Origin of the sequence: Streptomyces sp. NPDC092045, assembly GCF_044756005.1 — a bacterium.
Lineage (GTDB): Bacteria > Actinomycetota > Actinomycetes > Streptomycetales > Streptomycetaceae > Streptomyces.
Map to the genome: position 1 here is coordinate 1 of NZ_JBIVSC010000021.1, position 17310 is coordinate 17310.

Below are 17310 nucleotides of genomic sequence, written 5' to 3' on the forward strand. Positions count from 1 at the left end.
CCCGCGGAGCGGGTACTCCACCGCTGCGCGGTGGAAAAGCGAACTACCCTGCTGCGCAGGGTAGTTGTGGCCCCTCGCTGCGCGAGGGGCCCGGCCGCTGTGCGGCTTGGCCACTTCCGGTGCTGCGCACCGGAAGTGATGCTCCGTTCGCTGCGCTCTCGGAGCACAGGGTGTGTCCGCTGCGCTCCCTCACCATGTGGGCCCGCTTCGCGGGCCTGGCTGGCTGGGAGGGTCAGGAGCGGGACCAGGGTCGGCGTCTGCTGGTGGTGGTGTGGCTGGTCCGGGCAGCTCCGATGCCGGCGAGGTGCAGGGCCAGGGCGGTGAGACCGAGGAGCATGATGTTCGTGGAGGAGAAGACATCGTTGGTGCCGATGTCGGCTGCGTTGATCAAGAAGGAGATGAAGAACAGGACGGCAGCGGCTATACCGAGCATGTGTGGGTTCCTTTCGGAGAGAGTGGCGTGCTCGCGTGTCCCGCGGTGGCATGGCGCCGTGGGAGCGGGGTGGGGGTGTGGGTGGGTTCAGGCTTGTTGGGGGTGGCCAGCGTCGCCTTCGACGACCAAGCGGTCGATGCCGGGCTGCTCGGCGCGTTCGACGATGGTGACGTCGATCTGTCCGTTGCCGGTGGTGTCGAATTGGTAGAGGTCGGCTTTGCCGTCGCCTGTGGTGTCGGTCATCCACACGTCGGGCTTGCCGTCACCGTTGGTGTCGGCGCTGAGGACGACATGGTGCTCATCGCCCTGGGTCTGGATCGCTTCTTCAGTGTGCGCTGAGGTGTCCATGACTGCCGGATGCCCCGGAGTGAAGGACGGAAACGAGCACGGGTCAAGGGAGCTTTAGGCAGCGGGAAGGTAGTGTGCCGCTCCGTTGGGCTGCGCACACGGGGGCGGCGCGGCTGCGCGAGGTCGGGGCTTTCGCTGCGCTCCAGCGCACGGGTGGCGAGGTCGCTGCGCTTCCCCGCCCTTGGCGGACTCTTCTGATGGTGTCTGCGGCTATTGTTTCGGCCTGCTGACGCGGGCCGGCTGATGGGGCTGGCGGTCAGGTTTGATCGGTCTGGTCTTCGGGCGTCCAGGCCCAGGGCTTTGCCGTGGGCGGTGGGCCCTCTATGGCGCTGCGGAACTTTTCCCTCAAGCTCTTCGGTGGTGCTTCCTTCTCTTCCCTTGAGTGCACGAGCTGGGCTGTGGTCACGCGTATGTGGCATTCGCGGTGGCGTTGCTTCACCAGCACGATCCATGCTCCGTCCTGGGTGAGTAGGGCGTGGCGGGCTGGTTCGTCTCCCGGGCGTGCGTGTCGGGCCAGGATGCCTGGTAGGTAGTTGAGGGCCGCGTCCTCGGCGGCCGCGGCCGCTTGTGTGCGGTTGGGGCCGATGCGGTGAGTCCCGGTGAGTGCCCAGTGGTGCAGTTTCAGTTCGGTGCCATCGGCGCGTTGGGTGGTGCGGGTGTCCTCCTCGATGAGGACGTACCAGTCGGCGGTCATGTCCGGACCTTATCCAGTAATGGGAGAGATGGGATGTCTGTTGGGTTGATGCAGTATGTAGAAGTAGCGGAATGAAGGGATATGCTGAGGGCTGTCTACTGGATCCAGATGCTGAATTTCGTTTTCGGTGGATCGCACTGGCCGTATTCGACGGCTTGCTCGATCGAGTGGCTCCCCAAGTACACACAGTCGGGGTAGACCGGCTGCAGGCCGTACCAGACGACGCTGATGAGCACGGTGATGGCGAGTGCGGCAGCGAGGTGCCTTCGGGTGGGAGGGCCTGCGACAGGACGGATCATGACGCCGATCATAGGACGGGAAGCAGGGAGCGTGATTTCACTCAGGGAACATCAGGTGGACCAGCGTTCGGCGTTTCGCAGGTGGGTGGGATTTCCCGCACGACGGCCTGTTCCCGCGCAGGGCGTGCGGGGCACGATCGTGTCGGCGACCGGTTCGGGCAAGACGATCACGGCCGCCGCGTGCGCATGGGAGTCGTTCGCGGACGGCCGGATCCTCGTCATGGTCCCGACTCTGGATCTGCTCGTGCAGACAGCCCAAGCGTGGCGTCTGGTGGGGCACCGGTCGCCGATGGTCGCGGTGTGCTCGCTGGAGAACGACACCGCGCTGAACTCGCTGGGGGTCCGAACCACGACGAACCCGATCCAGCTCGCCCTGTGGGCCAGAACAGGTCCCGTGGTCGTGTTCGCCACCTACGCCTCTCTCGTGGAGCGTGAGGGTCCGGAGGGCACGACGACCGGCCAGCGCAAGGTTCACGGGCCGCTGGAGGCCGCTTTGGCAGGCGGGGAGCGGCTCTACGGCCAGCGCATGAATGGCTTCGACCTCGCCGTCGTGGACGAGGCCCACGGAACCGCTGGTGATCTTGGTCGGCCGTGGGCGGCGATCCACGACAACCAGCGTATCCCCGTCGCCTTCCGGCTCTACCTCACCGCGACGCCACGCGTCCTCGCCACGCCCCGGCCGCAGAAGGGCACCGACGGCCAGGAGGTGGAGCTCGCGACCATGGCCGACGACCTGGACGGCACATACGGCGCGTGGATCGCGGAGCTCGGTCTGTCGGAGGCGATCGAGCGCGAAATCCTTGCGGGGTTCGAAATCGACGTGCTGGAGATCCGCGATCCTTCGCCGGTTCTCGGGGAGTCGGAGGAGGCGCGGCGTGGCCGGCGTCTGGCGCTCTTGCAGACGGCTCTCTTGGAGCACGCCGCCGCGTGCAACCTGCGTACGGTCATGACCTTCCACCAGAAGGTGGAGGAGGCCGCCGCGTTCGCGGAGAAGCTGCCCGAGACCGCCGCCGAGCTCTACATGAACGACACCTCCGACGCCGACCTGGCCGCCGCCGACAAGCTCCCGAAGTCGTCGATCGACGCGGAGTTCTACGAGCTGGAGGCCGGCCGCCACGTCCCGCCGGGCCGGGTGTGGTCAGCGTGGCTGTGCGGCGACCACCTCGTCAGCGAGCGGCGCGAGGTCATCAGGCAGTTCGCCAACGGCGTTGACGCGGCCGGGCGCCGGGTGCACCGTGCCTTCCTCGCCAGCGTTCGCGTGCTCGGGGAAGGCGTCGACATCACCGGCGAACGAGGAGTCGAGGCGATCTGCTTCGCCGACACCCGAGGCTCACAGGTCGAGATCGTCCAGAACATCGGCCGGGCCCTGAGGCTCAACCGCGACGGCAGCGCCAAGGTCGCCAGGATCATCGTGCCGGTGTTCCTGGAGCCGGGCGAGGACCCGACCGACATGGTCGCCTCCGCCAGTTTCAAACCGCTCGTGGCCGTGCTCCAGGGCCTGCGCTCGCATGATGAGCGACTGGTCGAGCAGCTCGCTTCCCGGGCGCTCACGAGCGGGAAGCGCAAGATGCACGTGCGGTGTGACGAGGACGGGCGGATCGTCGGCGTCGGCGGCACCGGCGACGGCGAGGATCAGGAGGACGACGACACCCAGGCCGCCGCCGAAGCGGCCCTGCTCCACTTTTCCAGCCCGCGCGACGCCGCGACCATCGCCGCGTTCCTGCGCACCCGGGTCTACCGGCCCGAATCCCTGGTCTGGCTGGAGGGCTACCAGGCCCTCATCCGGTGGCGGAAAGAGAACGAAATCACCGGCCTGCACGCCGTTCCGTACGACGTCGAGGTCGAGGTCGGCGTCACCAAGGACTTCCCGCTCGGCCGGTGGGTGCATCAGCAGCGCAAGGCGCTGCGGGCAGGAGAGCTGGAGGACCGGCGCAAGACGCTGCTCGACTTGCCGGAGGCCGGGATGGTGTGGGAACCGGGTGAGGAGGCGTGGGAGAACAAGCTCGCCGCACTCAGGTCCTACCGGCGGGCCACCGGGCACCTCGCACCACGGCAGGACGCCGTATGGGGCGAGGGCGAAACGATGGTGCCCGTCGGGCAGCACATGGCCAACCTCCGGCGGAAGGGCGGGCTCGGGAAGGATCCGGAGCGGACCGCCGTACGCGCACAGCAGCTGGCCGCGGTCGACGAGGACTGGAACTGCCCGTGGCCGCTGAACTGGCAACGCCACTACCGCGTCCTCGCGGACCTGGTCGACGCCGACGGCCACCTGCCGGCCATCGAGCCCGGGGTGCTGTTCGAGGGCGATGACATCGGGCGGTGGCTTCAGCGGCAGAAGAAGCCGGGCACCTGGGCACAGCTCCTCCCCGAACAGCAGGCGCGCCTGGCGAAGCTGGGCGTACAGGCATCACCTCCCACCCCGGTTCCGGCGCCGGTGGCGGGAGGCGCGGGGAGGGGGCCGTCCAAGGCACAGCAGGCATTCCAGCGAGGCCTCGCCGCCCTGACGCAGTGGGTCGAGCGGGAAGGCGCCGACCGGCCCGTACCGCGAGGCGCGGTCGCCGAGGTCACGGTCGACGGCGAGGCGGAGCCGGTGCCCGTGAAACTGGGGGTGTGGATCTCGAACACCAAATCCAGAAGAGACCGGCTGGATACCGACCAGCTCGCCGCGCTGCAGAAGCTGGGCATGAAGTGGGCGTGACACGGGCGATGGTCCGTCGTCAGGCCCTGGGTCGAGTGAAGTGCACAAAGACCCCGGGTGGTCGTGGTTGATGCCCGGGGTCTCATGCTGTCTACCGGACGGAAGACGGATCCTATCCGCCCCGGCTGACCTCTGACAGGCGATCTTGATCGTTTGCCAAGCGATCTCGACCGTCGGCCCGAAAGTGCCTACCCGCAGGCGCTGCTGCGGGATCGTGCTCAGCAGTACGTCTCGATGAAGAGAAGGACGCGGCCGTCGTCCGCCGTGAACTGGTACGCCTCATGGGCCGGCGGGTAGGCGGCGCCGAGGGTGGCCCGCGCTTTGAGCCAGATGGCCGGCCGCTCGGCCTCCGGCAGGAAGCGGGGAAGCCACCGTCCGACCTCATCGTCGTAATAGATCCCCATTGACATCACGTCGGCATCTGTGGCGAGCCGTTCGGCCCGACGGGGGCCCAGCGGCCCGCGGGCGAGCCGCCAGTGGGTGCCGTCGGCGCCGGTGAAGCCGCGGGCTGCCACGGGTGGGTCGACGTACGAGCTGCGTGGGCCCTCCGTCGCTGGTGGCGGCAGGGCCACGGCCATCTCGGCGAGGGTCGCCGCGCGCTTCTGCTTCTTCGGCATCTCCACAGGATGCCAGGCCTACTTCTGTTGACCTGCGGTCAAGATCGCTTGGCAAATGATCAAGATCGCCCACCAAAGGACAACCAGAGCCCCGGCGCCCGGCCCGTGGAAAGTCCCTCACAGTCACACAGATATGTGTTCATCTGACAGAACGATGCGTGAGCCCACAAAGAGCACTTACCAAGAAGTCTGGCAGTAAGTCGGACCTGACCTGCTTACCACGGCGGTTCCACAACGCTCGCCCCGCTGGCCACGCAAGGGCGGGTCGGGCGCAGAAGGGTCGCGGATCACCGGGCGAGGAGAGGTGGCAGCGAGGCCATTCTTTTGGCGCCTGGACGGCCGTGAACGGTCTGACGCGGCACGGGTGACGGCGAGCGCGTCAGAGGCGCCCTGATGGGCTTACCAGCGTGCTGACCTGCCTTGATGAGCGTGGTAATAGGCGCGATGGTAAGCGGGCCGACTCTTCGTAACGGGCGAGACTCGTCCGCTGAACACCGCCGCCCAACCCGGCCCGGCCCGGCTCATGGAGAACAGGCCTATCTCTGCGGCTGACGCGTAGAAATAGGTGTCGGCGCGGGAAACAGGCTTGCCCATAGAGTCTGGCCAGGCACGATACTCACGATCCAAAAATGGAGGTTCACTCCTGCGGGGCAACGCCCAATGCAACTCATAGAGCAATCCCGTAACCCCCCTCCGACACAACCCTCCCTATCCCTTTTGGGGGCATATTCGCGAAGCTTGCCCACCAGGCTTGCCCAAGCTCTCGAACCCGCGTCGGACCGGCTGTCACATGACCAAGCCCTTCGAACCTCAGGCGGGAGTCCGGGGGGCTTTGCCGAGGTCAAGGCGTCGCCCGCGCGTGACAAGCAGCTCGTGCGACAGGACGCGTGAATAGGTCGTGGGCCAAAGAGGCGGGCCCGCCCCCGGCTGGGGGGGTGGCCCGGAAGCCGGCCGCGCAACTCCAGCAGACTCCCCCCTCCCCGACACCCACTCCAGAGATGGCGGAGGGACCGGGACATGGCGAACGGCTCGCACCATCCGCCCGATGGTGCGAGCCGTTCGTCAACCCGAGAGCCAACCGGAAGGGGGATACCGGCGGGCCCTTCCTTCACAGGGGTCCCATGGACTCAACCGTCTCCTGCCCCCGAACCCCGCACCCATCCCCCCGACTTTCCAGGTGGCCACCGACCGGTCAGGGAAGGTCGCCCCGTTCCAATCCAAGCAACCCGGATCGCCTGGGCGCGGGTCGTACAGGGCACGTCCGCCCGGCCCGTAAGAGCCGGACACGGCGATCAGGGCGACGCCTCCGCCGATCTGCTCGCTCCTCCAGCCGGTGATGTCGAGCAGCTGCCCGTCCAGCGGTCCACCGACCAGCTCGGCGTAGCGATGACCGGGTTGTGGGCCGGGGTCGGGATCGTCCTGGTCGCTGCCGTAGACGCGGCGGCCGACAAGCAGGGAAGGGTGAGGGCAGGACGATCAATCGATCGACCAGCCGTGCTCCTTGTGTGCAGCGTCGGCTTCTTCCTCACCAAGCCAGACGGGGCTGAACCGCCGGCCCCGCAGTCGAAAGATCCCCTCTGACCAGTCGGCAAGCTCCTCGTCGAGCTCGTCAGCGGAGATGATCCCGTCATCGAGGTCGGGCAGCTGCTGGGCTGGGTCGACGCAGGACAACGCCCACTCGGGAAGCTCTTGCGGATTGCCCCACCGCCTTCGCCAGAAGGGCCCTTCTCTCCACCGGCCGAGTACCCGATCAGCTGTCGATCACCCGCTGAAAGATCTCGGAGAACTCGCCGTTCTCGATCAGTCCGGCGATCACGCCGGTCATGTTGTCAATGCCGGGATCCCTGACGATCAGGCCGTCCGGGACCCAGAAGTATCGGCCGCCGAGTGCCTCGTCGGTTCCTGCCCAGAGTTTCATCAGGCGCTCGACTTCCGCGACGGTGAACACGGTCGCGGTCCAACGAGATCCATCCTTCAGAGTCACGAGGACATCGATGTTGCAGACCTCGTCCAGGTCCTCGCCGTCGCTGGGAAGGAACGACGCCTGGAAGTCCTCCATGCGGACCCGATACCAGGGCTCGTCCCACGCTCGCCCGATCGGTTCAGACGGTGTGCTGTTGCTCATCGCGCGAGTGTCCCTGGGCGGGACATCGATCTCAACCGAGATCCTCTGCAGTGCTGCTGCCCACGGTCAGAGCTGGGGACGTCCGTCCGTACGCGGCTGGGGAAAAAGTCCGTACACCGACAGTCAGGGGGCCGCTGGGGATCGGTCGAGATCGGGACGCAGGGCAAGCCTCTCGATCCATCCATGCTTCCCGTCCGCAGTCGCCCGCCTCAAGGGACGACGGGCCGGTACCCACTCCTCCATGCGGGTGGGCAAGCCTCCCTTCCAGAAAGCTCGCCGAACACCGGACAAGGCTTGCCCGCTTCTGGGCAAGCCCCACCGGAAGAAGGCCTGCCTTGCATCAACCATGGCTTGCCCACCCCTTCGCTGCGGTGGCCGGACAGCTGGCTGGGCGTGGCCGATCCTCCCGCCACAATCGGCCGAACCGCAGTTCAGCGCCGTGGCCGATCCATGCAACTCCCGCCGCCGGTCATCGGCCACCGGCCATCGGCAGTCGACTCCCCAAGTGGCGCGGTGGCTTTAGGCTTACCCGGTTCAGCCGCGCAAACGGGAGAACCACCTGGTGGCCTTCTGGTTAGGCACCGCCTGGTCCTGCTCCCGGCGCTCCTGGGTGTCGGCCACTGGACGGAGCGGAACCCACCCGTGGAGAGTGGAGTCCGCTCAGCGGCTCGGCCCACCGCGTCCGGTACCGGGCTGCCCGGCATGCTGCCGGCGCTGCTGGTCCTCGAGGACCGGCCGGGGAGCGGGAGCTTCCGGGCGGGGCGCGTAGCGCTGTCGGAGTGCCTCGCCGCGTTCCTTCATCTCCTCGATGCGGGCCTGGATGCTGTTGATCTGCTCAGTGGTCAGGTCCTGCGCGCCCGTCTCGGCGCGCCCTCTGGAGTGCCCGCAGCCGCTCCATGTAGTCCGTCGGCTCGTCCCGACCTCCGGCTCCTCGATGTCGGAGGCGGTGTCGAAGACGGGGAGGAGCTGTTCGGGCATCGCGGTCTGCTGGTACGCGGTGACGCCCTCGTAGTAGCGGGCACGTCCCGTGCCGCGCGCGGCACGCATCTGGTGGGTGAGGGCGGTGCAGGCGATGACCGCGCGGTCGTAGCGGAGCGGGACGCGCGGGATGTCCGACTCCCCCATCTCCACCGGCAGGGCCGGACCGTCCGGGGCGGTGAGGCCGGCCGGTGGTCGACGTCGGGGGCCGCCTCCGGTGAGCGCCGGCGGGTGCGGGCGGGATCGGAGTGGATCCAGTGGGTGGTGTAGAGGCGGTAGTCCGCCAGCAGGCCGCGGGCGGTCTTCGGTTCGGTGATGTCCAGGCAGTACGCCACGATGGCCGCGTTCACGATCGTCTCGTCCAGGCCGGGCTCGCGGCGGCCGCGCTGGACCAGGGCGAGGAACCGGCGCGCCTCGGCGAGCAGATGGCGACGGTGGAAGAGACCGTTGCCGCTCATCACGAACACCATCGCGCTGACGCCGAGAGCCGCCAGGGCGACATCCAGGGTCTCGGCGACTTGGGCGCGGATCGCGGCGACGGCGGTCCGGGTCCGCTCCAACAGGCTGCCGACGAGATGCGCGGCCTCCCCGAGGAACTCCTTCGCGCCTGCCCCCCCCCAGTCGGTACGCAGCTGCGCGAAAGAATGGGCCTTCGGCTTCGGCGGGCGGGTCTCACGGGCGGCGATCCGGTTCAGCTTCGTGCGGGCCTGCTCGGAGACGACGGGTCCGGACCTGAGGTTGCCGTCCTCGTCGACGGTGGTGACGTACTCGTGCTCCAGTTCCTGGCGGCACAGGTCGATCTCCCGGCCGCGCTTCGACATCCAGCCGATCAGCTCGTGCGGCACCCCGCCGGTCTCCATCACCGGCCGGCGCCCCGCGTTGACCGTGCGCGGCTCGGAGGCCACGCCCAGCGCCTCGCACACCTCGGCCATGACGAGCTCGTTGTAGAGAGAGGAGGCCGCGACCACGTTCTCCAGTAGCGCCGTGAAGTGCACCGCACCCCACCTCCCGTCCGACCGCAGGCCCCGCAAGAACACCAGGACATGGTTGTGGAGCAGCGGCGTTCCGGCTCTCGACTCGTAGTGGCGGAAGCGCGCGAAGGCCAGACCGTGGACCGGGCGGGTGGGGTAGCGGCCCTGGGCGCCGACGCGGATGGTCGCCGCGTGGACCTCGATCCAGGCGAGCGTCGTCTCGATCGCCCGCTCGTGCGCGGCCTCGATCACCCGCCGCGTCTCCTCCTCCCCCAGCGCCCAGAGGAACTGGATGGTCGGCTGCGGGCGGAAGACGAGATCCGCTCCGGTGACCCGTGGATTCCGGGACCCGAGGAACGACGGACCCGCCCTGCGGGCACCGGTGGAGTCGGTGTCGCGGGCGGGTTCGGGGTCTGTCCAGCGCGGCGCGGCGCAGTGATGTGCGTGGTCACGGCCGGCGAGCGCCGGCACGGCGGATGCCGTAGGCCGAGGCGCCGGCCAGCAGGACAGCAGCGCCAGTGAGCACGGAGGGCAGCGGGAGGGCGAATGCCAGGACGAGGCAGCCGGTCAGACCGACGACGGGGATGATCCGGGCCGGACGGCCTTCGGCGGCGGTCAGGGTACAGGCGGAGGCGTTGGCGATGGCGTAGTAGGCCAGGACGCCGAAGGAGGAGAACCCGATCGCTCCGCGGACGTCCGTGGTGGCGGCCACGATGGCGACGACGGCGCCGACGAGGAGTTCGGCGCGGTGGGGGACCTTGAACTTCGGGTGCACGGCGGCCAGGGCGTGGGGCAGGTGGTGGTCGCGGGCCATGGCCAGGGTGGTGCGGGAGACGCCGAGGATGAGGGCGAGCAGGGAACCGAGCGCTGCGACGGCGGCACCGGCGCGTACGACGGGGATGAGCCATTCGGCGCCGGCGGCGCGCGCGGCGTCCGTCAACGGTGCCCCGGCGGCGGCAAGACCGTCCGGACCCAGGACCAGCAGGACGGAGATGGCGACGAGGGCGTAGACGACGAGGGTGATGCCCAGGGCGATCGGGATGGCGCGCGGGATGGTGCGGGCCGGGTCGCGGACCTCTTCGCCGAGGGTGGCGATGCGGGCGTATCCGGCGAACGCGAAGAACAGCAGTCCGGCTGCTTGGAGCACTCCGCCCGCGGTCGCGTCCGTCCCGACGTCCAGGCGGGCCGCGTCCACGGCGCCCGAGGTCAGGGAGGTGACTATAAGGGCGGCGAGGACCGCGAGGACGAGGGCCACGATGATGCGGGTGAGCAGGGCGGACTTTTGGACGCCGGTGTAGTTGACCGCGGTCAGGGCCACCACGACCGCGACCGCGACCGCGTGGGCCTGGCCGGGCCAGACGTAGGTGCCGACGGTCAGGGCCATGGCCGCGCAGGAGGCGGTCTTGCCCACCACGAAGGCCCAGCCGGCCAGGTGGCCCCAGAACTCGCCAAGGCGCTCGCGCCCGTAGACGTAGGTGCCGCCGGAGGCCGGGTAGAGGGCGGCGAGCCGGGCGGAGGAGGTGGCGTTGCAGTAGGCGACGACGGCGGCCAGGGCCAGTCCGAGCAGCAGGCCGGAGCCGGCCGCGCGGGCGGCCGGTGCCAGGGCGGCGAAGATCCCGGCGCCGATCATCGACCCCAGACCGATCGTCACCGCGTCCGGCACGCCCAGGCGCCTCTGGAGTTCGTCCGGCAGGCCGGCTGCGGGTGGGGGCGTGCTGCTCACGGTGTTCTCTCCTTGCCGGATGCGCTCGCGGACGGGTTCCGCGGTGCGCGGGCACGATAAGGGATCGACCTGAACGACACAGGGCTCGCCCGGCCTGTGGGACGGGGTCCTGGCGTCGGCGGGCGGTCTCTACTCGTCGTGTAGTTCAGCGCGGACGCGGCGCGAGGGCTGGAAGGCGTACAGGTCGAGGACGCCGGGAGGCTCTGCCACGCCGGGGCCGCCGTCTCGGATCCAGGCGGTGATGTCGGCGGCCGCCCCGGGGTCGTTGACCTGACCGAGCCAGACCGGCCGGCCTCCCGCCTTGCGTCCCTCGGCGGAGGGTTGGATCACGATGACATTGGCGCGCTCGCACGCGTCGAGGCAGTCGGTGCGCCGGATGGTCGCGATGCCGGACAGAGTGGTGCGCAGGTCGGTGAGCTGGGCCTCGTGGTCGAGACGGGGCACTTCGGCTACGGTGCCGCAGCAGCAGCCCCGGCAGATGGTGACCGTGCACCGTGCCGCCGCACCGGCTGCCCCGCCGGGAGCGGCCGTGTTGTCCCGGCGCGTGCGGCGGCTCACCTGGTCCCCTTGGCGAGGGGGTTGGTCCAGGCGCGTTCACTCAGGAGGCGCAGGCCGTTGAGGCCGACGATGACGGTGGAGCCTTCATGGCCGGCGACGCCGAGCGGCAGCGGGAGCGTGCCGATCAGGTCCCAGGCGACGAGGACGGTGATGAAGATCCCGGCGACGACCAGGTTCTGGACGACGAGGCGACGCGCCCGTCGGGAGAGGTCGATGACGGCGGGGATGGTGGCGAGTTCGTCGCGGACGACCACTGCGTCGGCGGTCTCCAGGGCGAGGTCGGAGCCGGCCTTGCCCATGGCGATGCCGGTGTGGGCGGCGGCCAGGGCCGGGGCGTCGTTGACGCCGTCGCCGACGACCAGGACCCGGCGTCCCTCGGCCTCCCAGCCCTGGACGGCGGCGACCTTGTCCTGCGGGAGGAGTCCGGCGCGGACGTCGGTGATGCCGACCTCGGCCGCCAGGTGGCGGGCGGCGCGCTCGTTGTCGCCGGTCAGCAGGACCGGCGTGCGGCCGGTCAGGGTGGTGAGGGCGGCGACGGTGGCCCTTGCGTCCGGGCGGAGCCGGTCGGAGATGCCCAGCACCCCGGCCGGTGCACCGTCGCGCAGCACGAGGACAGTGGTACGGCCCTGTTCTTCGAGGGCCTGCACCAGGTCGTCGGTCGCCGCATCGCCGGTGGTGGCGAGCCGGACGGGCGAGCCGACCCGGACGGTGCGGCCGCTCACGGTGGCGGTGACGCCGGCGCCGGGCTGGGAGGTGAAGTCGGTGGTTTCGGCGAGGGTGAGGCCGCGTTCGCGGGCCGCGGCGACGACGGCGCGGGCCAGGGGGTGTTCGCTGGAGTGCTCGGCGGCCGCGGCCAGCGCCAGCAGCGCGTCCTGGGCCAGGCCGGAGGCGGGCACGGGGTGGACGTCGGTGACGCGGGGGGTGCCCTCGGTGAGGGTGCCGGTCTTGTCGAGGGCGACCGTGTCGACCCGGCCCAGGCGTTCCATCACGACGGCGGACTTGGCCAGGACGCCGTGGCGGCCGGCGTTGGCGATCGCGGACAGCAGCGGCGGCATCGTGGAGAGCACCACCGCGCAGGGCGAGGCGACGATCATGAACGTCATCGCCCGCAGCAGGGCCGAGGAGAGGTCGTCGCCGAAGGCGAGCGGGATCCCGAAGACGGCCAGGGTCGCGACGACCATGCCGATCGAGTACCGCTGCTCGACCTTCTCGACGAACAACTGCGTGGGGGCCTTGGTCTCGGAGGCTTCCTCGACCATCTTCACGATCCGCGCGATGACCGAGTCGGTGGGATCACGCTCGACCCGCACGCGCAGGGCGCCGGTGCCGTTCACCGTCCCGGCGAACACCTCGTCGCCCACCTGCTTGGAGATCGGCAGGGGCTCGCCGGTGATGGTGGCCTGGTCGACATCCGAGGCCCCGTCGAGCACCTGCCCGTCGGCGCCGATCCGCTCACCGGGCCGCACCAGAATGGTGTCGTCCACGCCGAGGGAGTCGGCGGGCACCGTCTCTTCTCCGCCGCCGGGCAGGAGGCGGGTCGCGGTGGTGGGCGCCAGGTCGAGCAGCCCGCGCACCGAGTCGGCGGTGCGGGCGGTCGCGACCGCCTCCAGAGCGCCGGAGGCGGCGAAGATGACGATCAGCAGCGCCCCGTCGAGGGCCTGGCCGATGGCGGCCGCGCCGAGCGCGGCCACGACCATCAGCAGATCCACGTCCAAGGTCTTGTCCTTCAGGGCCCTCAGCCCCTCCCACCCCGGCTCCCAACCGCCTGTGATGTAAGTGGCGGCGAACAGCACGCTCCACAGCCAGGACGGGCCGCCCGACAGGTAGACGGGCAGCGCGAGGAGGAACAGGACCAGCGAGGCCAGCGCCCACCGGGCTTCCGACAGCGCCAGCACCCGTGTGCGGCGCCGCGAGGATGCCGGCCGGGAGTCGGCGGGTGGCGCGGGCCGCTGGACGAGGACAGAAGACATGACAAAACAACCCTTCACGGGCAGGTCGGAGCAGCGCCTCCACCATACAGGAACATTTGAATAGGTCTTCAGGTGTCATCGGTATGATGGCCCCATGGGCCACAAAACCGGCAGTGACAGCAACCCCACCACGCGCGAGCGCCTCGACGCGGTCGGAACCGCCGACGTCGCTGCCACCCTCCAGGCCCTCGCCACCCCCTCACGGCTCTACATCCTGGCTCGCCTCCAAGAGGGGCCGTGCTCCGTGAGTGACCTCGCCGAGACCGTCGGGATGGAAGCCTCCGCCTGCTCCCACCAGCTGCGCCTGCTGCGCAACCTCGGACTGGTCACCGGCGAACGCCACGGCCGCTCCATCGTCTACGCCCTCTACGACAACCACGTCGCCGAGCTCCTCGACCAAGCCCTGTTCCACGTCGAACACCTGCGCATGGGCGTGCGTGACGTCCCCGCCTCCGTGCCGGAGCCGGCCGTCGCCGACTGACCGGACCAGGGCGCCGGACAGGCGGATTCGGGCTTGACCTTCGAGTCGGGTTGAAGGTTTACCGTCAGCCGTGTGACGACCTACCGCATCTCGCAGCTGGCCGAGCGCTCCGGCGTTCCGGCCACGACGCTGCGCTTCCACGAGGACGCCGGTCTGCCGACCGCCGACCGCACGCCGTCCGGCTACCGGATGTACGGCGAGAATCGAGGTTGATCCCGGCGAGTGGACACCGGCTTTCATGCGACGAGTGACAGCGTACGCGTTGTGATCAGTCGTTGTTCGAACTCGGCTGGTGTGCGGTAGCCGAGTGCGGAGTGGCGGCGGCGCCTGTTGTCATACGAGAGCCGGCGGAACAGCTCGAGCCGGGTCTGTGCCTTTGAGGTCCAGCGGCGTCCGTGGAGCAACTCGCGCTTGAGGCCCTGGAAGAACGACTCGGCGAGAGCGTTGTCGTGACCCGAGCCGGCCCGGCCCGTGCCGTGACGGGCGCCGTGCCGGCGGCAGACCTCGGCGAAGGCGGCCGGGCCGTACTGGGCGCCCCTGTCGGTGTGAAAAACGACGCCGCGGACCCGGTCGCCACGGGCTGCCACGGCCATCTCGATCGCGTCGGTGACCAACGAGGTGCACATGTGGTCCGCGATCGAGCAGCCGACCACCCTCCTCGAGCAGATGTCGATCACCGTGGCACGGTAGAGCCAGGTCGCGCCGACGGCTGTACAGATGATGTCGCCGCACCACCTGGTGTTGAGTTCGGCGGCGGTGAATTCGCACATCACCAGGTCCGGCGCGGGCGACGCGGTCCTGTCCGCGATCGTCGTCCGTCTCCTCCTCCGCAGGTGCCGGCAGGCGCGGCCTGGACTTCGTCCTTGCGTGCCCACCGTCCGCAGCGGCTTCTCGGCGATACCGAGATCCGCGGCCACCGCCGCGTACGTCCGCTTCCCGGACACGGCGAGGTGGAGCGCGACCGCGTCCTGCCTGAACTCCTCCGGATACGGAGACCTGCGTCCCACCTGGACATCCCTCCCCGGGCCATCAAGATCCATTGTCAGGGTGTCCACTCCAAAGGATCAGCCTCGGTCCTGCTCTTCTCCCAAGGAATGGCCAAAGGAATGGCCACCCGTCAGGACTCCATATCCCGCGGACAGGCCTTCGCCTCCTACGAGCAGGTCCTCATGGAATCCGGCACCGACCGGACCCTCCTGCATCCGGGCGGGTTCGCCCCCCATGCCTACGTCTGAGCACCCTCGGTCGGGGGCCGAACCGTCACGCCGCCCTTCGGCAACGTCGGCCTTCCGGTCATCGACCCCGACGACATCGCCGCCACCGTTCTGACGCGGCCCGGCCACGCCAAGGTCACCCACGAACTCACCGGCCCTGCCTCGACCACCCCACTCCAGCGCGTCGCCGCCCTCGGCGAGCACGTCACTTTCATCGAACGATCCCTGGGAGGAGGTCCGCGCGCAGATGCTCACCTTCATGCCCGCCCCGGTGGTCGACAGCACCCTCGACATCATCGGCACCCCCGCCCGCGCGAGCAGGCTGTCAGCCCCGCCGTCGAACAGATCCTCGGCCGTCCCGCCACCACCTTCGAACTCCGGCTCACCAACAGTGTGGATGCCCTCTGCCGGCCCCTGCATCCGGGAACCGCAGTCGGACCGTAGAAGCGGGAGGGGAAGAGAAGCCACTTTCGAGGACAGGTGCTGGACTTGGCTGCGGCTCCCCCGAAAGGCGACGAGTTCAGTCCGGCGGATCACTCCGGGCACCGGCACGGGAGGCGTGGGGCGATGAACGGGCAGGGAAAAACGGTCCTGAGTATCGGAGACGTGCTTGTGGTGATCGTTCCGGCGGTTCTGGACGACGCGGCAGTCATCGCCCTTCAGGAGGATCTGTCCTTCCGGATCGTCGACCAGGCAGCCCGTGGTGTCGTCATCGACCTTTCCGCGGTCGACATGGTCGACACCTTCGTCGGACGCCGGCTCTCCCTGATCGCATCGGTCGCCGAGATGCTCGGCGCCCACCCCGTACTGGTCGGAGTACGCCCGACCGTCGCACAGACGGTGGTCCAGCTCGGCGTGGACTTCGACGACATGGCCGTGGCCCACGACCTCGACGCAGGTCTGAAACTGCTGAGCGCGCGCTGAGAAGCGGAGATGAGGACGAGGGGCGTGCCTTCGCTCGCGCGCGGCGAGGAAGTACGTGATCGACCAGGAGGAGGTCGGCGAAGACGACAAAGCCGAAGGTCAATGGCGCTGGAGGTGACCGCCGCCGTTCGCCGGGACCGACTCCGGCGGACAGCGGGTTCGTCGCACCGGATGACTGTCGCCCGGTCTCTCTTGAACCGATCCGCCCCGTACGTGAGCACACACCACCGCCCGTGGGCGTCCTCGCCCGGCTCCGGCGGCCCCCCGGCATGATCGCACGGCGCCGGGGGCAGGATCGGTGGGATTGCACAGTGCGGCGGTGGCAGCGGTCGGGTCGCACCGGGAAGGATCGCGGACAGTGATGAGGAAAGACACCGGTGTCGAGCAGGAGCACCCCGGTATCCGGCCGACGGTGCAGGAGACGTACGGGCCCTTGAACCTCGGGCACCAGCCGATGTTCGGCGGTGGCTTCATCAACTTCGGTTACTGGCAGGGCATCGATCTGGCCGGCCCGCTCGGCGAGGACGAGCGGGCCCGCAGCCAGCAGGCCCTGTACCGGCACGTCCTGGACGCCGCCGGGCCGCTGCGCCGACGGCAGGTGCTGGACGTGGGCTGCGGGCTGGGCATGGGCTGCGCGGTCGCCCTCACCGAGTACGAGCCCGATGGCGTCACCGGCATGGACATCCACCCCGACCAGCTGGTCCGGGCCCGCGAGGAGCAGGCCGTGCTGCTGGGCGAGCAGCCGGACCGGCTGCGGTTCGCCGAGGGGGCCGCGGAGCGGATGCCCTGGCAGGACGGGGCGTTCGATGTCGTCGTCAGTGTCGAAGCCATGCAGCACTTCCCCGACCTCGGCGGTTTCGCGGCCGAGACGACTCGGGTCCTGCGGCCCGGCGGAACCGTGGCCGTCACCAGCTTCTTCACCGCGGATGAAGCCCCCGGCCGACCCGAACAACTCGCAAGGCTGCTGGACACGTACGCGAGCGGTCTGGACATCGCCCGGCCCGTGACCGCCCTCTCCGAGGCCTTCACGGCCGCGGGCCTGGCCGAGGTGCGGGCCGTGTCCATCGGCCCGGAGGTCTGGCGCGGTTGGGACTGCTGGCTTTCTCGTTGGTGGGCCCCCGGTACTTGGCCGCGCAACTTCTTGCGCGCATATGAGGACAAGATCCTCGACTACTTCGTCGTCACGGCGCTCAAGCCGCTCTGACCTCCACCCCGACCACCGCCATCCCGGCTGCCTCCCCCGTACTCGTGCCCTGAACGTGCACGTCAGAGGCATG

The 17310-nt window shown here is 69.5% G+C and carries 17 protein-coding genes and 2 pseudogenes; 5 read left to right on the forward strand and 14 right to left on the reverse strand.

Translation table 11 applies throughout. The features are described 5' to 3' along the window. Positions 1–232 precede the first annotated feature (232 nt). The 4 genes from ACIQKA_RS30110 to ACIQKA_RS30125 form a co-directional block, all read right to left on the reverse strand. Positions 233–433, reverse strand: a complete 201-nt coding sequence (locus ACIQKA_RS30110) for a hypothetical protein (RefSeq protein ID WP_383157765.1) — start codon at positions 431–433, stop codon at positions 233–235. Between the two features lie 87 nt (positions 434–520). Next, on the reverse strand, positions 521–781 hold the full coding sequence (locus tag ACIQKA_RS30115) for a hypothetical protein (RefSeq protein WP_383157768.1): 261 nt from the start codon (positions 779–781) through the stop codon (positions 521–523). Between the two features lie 256 nt (positions 782–1037). After that, entirely contained in the window at positions 1038–1475 is a 438-nt protein-coding gene (locus tag ACIQKA_RS30120) for a hypothetical protein (RefSeq protein ID WP_390111174.1), read from the reverse strand. 95 nt (positions 1476–1570) lie between these two features. Beyond that, entirely contained in the window at positions 1571–1774 is a 204-nt protein-coding gene (locus tag ACIQKA_RS30125; protein WP_402542961.1) for a hypothetical protein, read from the reverse strand. Here ACIQKA_RS30125 and ACIQKA_RS30130 point away from each other — a divergent pair. Then, positions 1773–4472, forward strand: coding sequence for a Helicase associated domain protein (locus ACIQKA_RS30130; protein ID WP_402542962.1), 2700 nt, complete (start codon positions 1773–1775; stop codon positions 4470–4472). The two genes, ACIQKA_RS30125 and ACIQKA_RS30130, sit on opposite strands and share 2 nt — an antisense overlap. A gap of 218 nt (positions 4473–4690) precedes the next feature. Here the strand turns inward: ACIQKA_RS30130 and ACIQKA_RS30135 are convergent, their stop codons facing one another. From ACIQKA_RS30135 to ACIQKA_RS30170, 8 genes and pseudogenes are all read right to left on the reverse strand, one after another. Next, positions 4691–5089: a hypothetical protein gene (locus ACIQKA_RS30135; protein WP_383157779.1), complete on the reverse strand. Its 399-nt coding sequence runs from the start codon at positions 5087–5089 to the stop codon at positions 4691–4693. 1206 nt (positions 5090–6295) lie between these two features. Next, positions 6296–6544 (reverse strand): annotated as a pseudogene (locus ACIQKA_RS30140) (hypothetical protein); the annotation flags it as partial. A 21-nt stretch (positions 6545–6565) separates the two neighbouring features. Further along, positions 6566–6760 (reverse strand): hypothetical protein, encoded by a 195-nt coding sequence (locus ACIQKA_RS30145; RefSeq protein ID WP_402542963.1) that lies wholly within the window; start codon positions 6758–6760, stop codon positions 6566–6568. Between the two features lie 79 nt (positions 6761–6839). Next, complete coding sequence (locus ACIQKA_RS30150; RefSeq protein WP_402542964.1) at positions 6840–7214, reverse strand: hypothetical protein; 375 nt, start codon at positions 7212–7214, stop codon at positions 6840–6842. Positions 7215–8056: 842 nt separating this feature from the next. Continuing rightward, entirely contained in the window at positions 8057–9634 is a 1578-nt protein-coding gene (mobF, locus tag ACIQKA_RS30155) for a MobF family relaxase (protein ID WP_402542965.1), read from the reverse strand. Further along, positions 9612–10886, reverse strand: coding sequence for an APC family permease (locus tag ACIQKA_RS30160; RefSeq protein ID WP_402542966.1), 1275 nt, complete (start codon positions 10884–10886; stop codon positions 9612–9614). The genes mobF and ACIQKA_RS30160 overlap by 23 nt, the downstream gene beginning before the upstream one ends. 129 nt (positions 10887–11015) lie before the next feature. Continuing rightward, positions 11016–11444 (reverse strand): (2Fe-2S) ferredoxin domain-containing protein, encoded by a 429-nt coding sequence (locus ACIQKA_RS30165; RefSeq protein ID WP_391096856.1) that lies wholly within the window; start codon positions 11442–11444, stop codon positions 11016–11018. After that, positions 11441–13414 (reverse strand): heavy metal translocating P-type ATPase, encoded by a 1974-nt coding sequence (locus ACIQKA_RS30170; RefSeq protein ID WP_402542967.1) that lies wholly within the window; start codon positions 13412–13414, stop codon positions 11441–11443. The genes ACIQKA_RS30165 and ACIQKA_RS30170 overlap by 4 nt, the downstream gene beginning before the upstream one ends. Positions 13415–13508: 94 nt before the next feature. Here ACIQKA_RS30170 and ACIQKA_RS30175 point away from each other — a divergent pair, with 94 nt between their 5' ends. Both ACIQKA_RS30175 and ACIQKA_RS30180 read left to right on the forward strand, forming a co-directional pair. Next, on the forward strand, positions 13509–13895 hold the full coding sequence (locus ACIQKA_RS30175; RefSeq protein WP_366378035.1) for a metalloregulator ArsR/SmtB family transcription factor: 387 nt from the start codon (positions 13509–13511) through the stop codon (positions 13893–13895). A 72-nt stretch (positions 13896–13967) separates the two neighbouring features. Further along, positions 13968–14108, forward strand: a complete 141-nt coding sequence (locus ACIQKA_RS30180) for a MerR family DNA-binding transcriptional regulator (RefSeq protein ID WP_391096855.1) — start codon at positions 13968–13970, stop codon at positions 14106–14108. 23 nt (positions 14109–14131) lie between these two features. Here ACIQKA_RS30180 and ACIQKA_RS30185 read toward each other — a convergent pair. Together ACIQKA_RS30185 and ACIQKA_RS30190 are read right to left on the reverse strand one after the other, a co-directional pair. Next, positions 14132–14734 (reverse strand): annotated as a pseudogene (locus tag ACIQKA_RS30185) (IS3 family transposase); the annotation flags it as partial. Between the two features lie 225 nt (positions 14735–14959). After that, positions 14960–15529 (reverse strand): hypothetical protein, encoded by a 570-nt coding sequence (locus ACIQKA_RS30190; RefSeq protein WP_402542968.1) that lies wholly within the window; start codon positions 15527–15529, stop codon positions 14960–14962. A 186-nt stretch (positions 15530–15715) separates the two neighbouring features. Between ACIQKA_RS30190 and ACIQKA_RS30195 the strand changes: the two genes are divergently transcribed. Next, entirely contained in the window at positions 15716–16033 is a 318-nt protein-coding gene (locus ACIQKA_RS30195) for an STAS domain-containing protein (RefSeq protein ID WP_402542969.1), read from the forward strand. A 361-nt stretch (positions 16034–16394) separates the two neighbouring features. Next, positions 16395–17237 (forward strand): methyltransferase domain-containing protein, encoded by an 843-nt coding sequence (locus ACIQKA_RS30200; RefSeq protein ID WP_391096852.1) that lies wholly within the window; start codon positions 16395–16397, stop codon positions 17235–17237. The last annotated feature ends 73 nt before the right edge of the window (positions 17238–17310 follow it).

Coding starts and splice junctions, on each gene's coding strand:
- ACIQKA_RS30130 (WP_402542962.1), top strand. CDS start 1,773: ATGACGCCGATCATAGGACGGGAAGCAGGGAGCGTGATTTCACTCAGG.
- ACIQKA_RS30190 (WP_402542968.1), bottom strand. CDS start 15,529: ATGCAGGGGCCGGCAGAGGGCATCCACACTGTTGGTGAGCCGGAGTTC.
- ACIQKA_RS30125 (WP_402542961.1), bottom strand. CDS start 1,774: ATGATCCGTCCTGTCGCAGGCCCTCCCACCCGAAGGCACCTCGCTGCC.
- ACIQKA_RS30135 (WP_383157779.1), bottom strand. CDS start 5,089: ATGCCGAAGAAGCAGAAGCGCGCGGCGACCCTCGCCGAGATGGCCGTG.
- ACIQKA_RS30115 (WP_383157768.1), bottom strand. CDS start 781: ATGGACACCTCAGCGCACACTGAAGAAGCGATCCAGACCCAGGGCGAT.
- ACIQKA_RS30170 (WP_402542967.1), bottom strand. CDS start 13,414: ATGTCTTCTGTCCTCGTCCAGCGGCCCGCGCCACCCGCCGACTCCCGG.
- ACIQKA_RS30110 (WP_383157765.1), bottom strand. CDS start 433: ATGCTCGGTATAGCCGCTGCCGTCCTGTTCTTCATCTCCTTCTTGATC.
- ACIQKA_RS30120 (WP_390111174.1), bottom strand. CDS start 1,475: ATGACCGCCGACTGGTACGTCCTCATCGAGGAGGACACCCGCACCACC.
- ACIQKA_RS30150 (WP_402542964.1), bottom strand. CDS start 7,214: ATGAGCAACAGCACACCGTCTGAACCGATCGGGCGAGCGTGGGACGAG.
- ACIQKA_RS30175 (WP_366378035.1), top strand. CDS start 13,509: ATGGGCCACAAAACCGGCAGTGACAGCAACCCCACCACGCGCGAGCGC.
- ACIQKA_RS30200 (WP_391096852.1), top strand. CDS start 16,395: ATGAGGAAAGACACCGGTGTCGAGCAGGAGCACCCCGGTATCCGGCCG.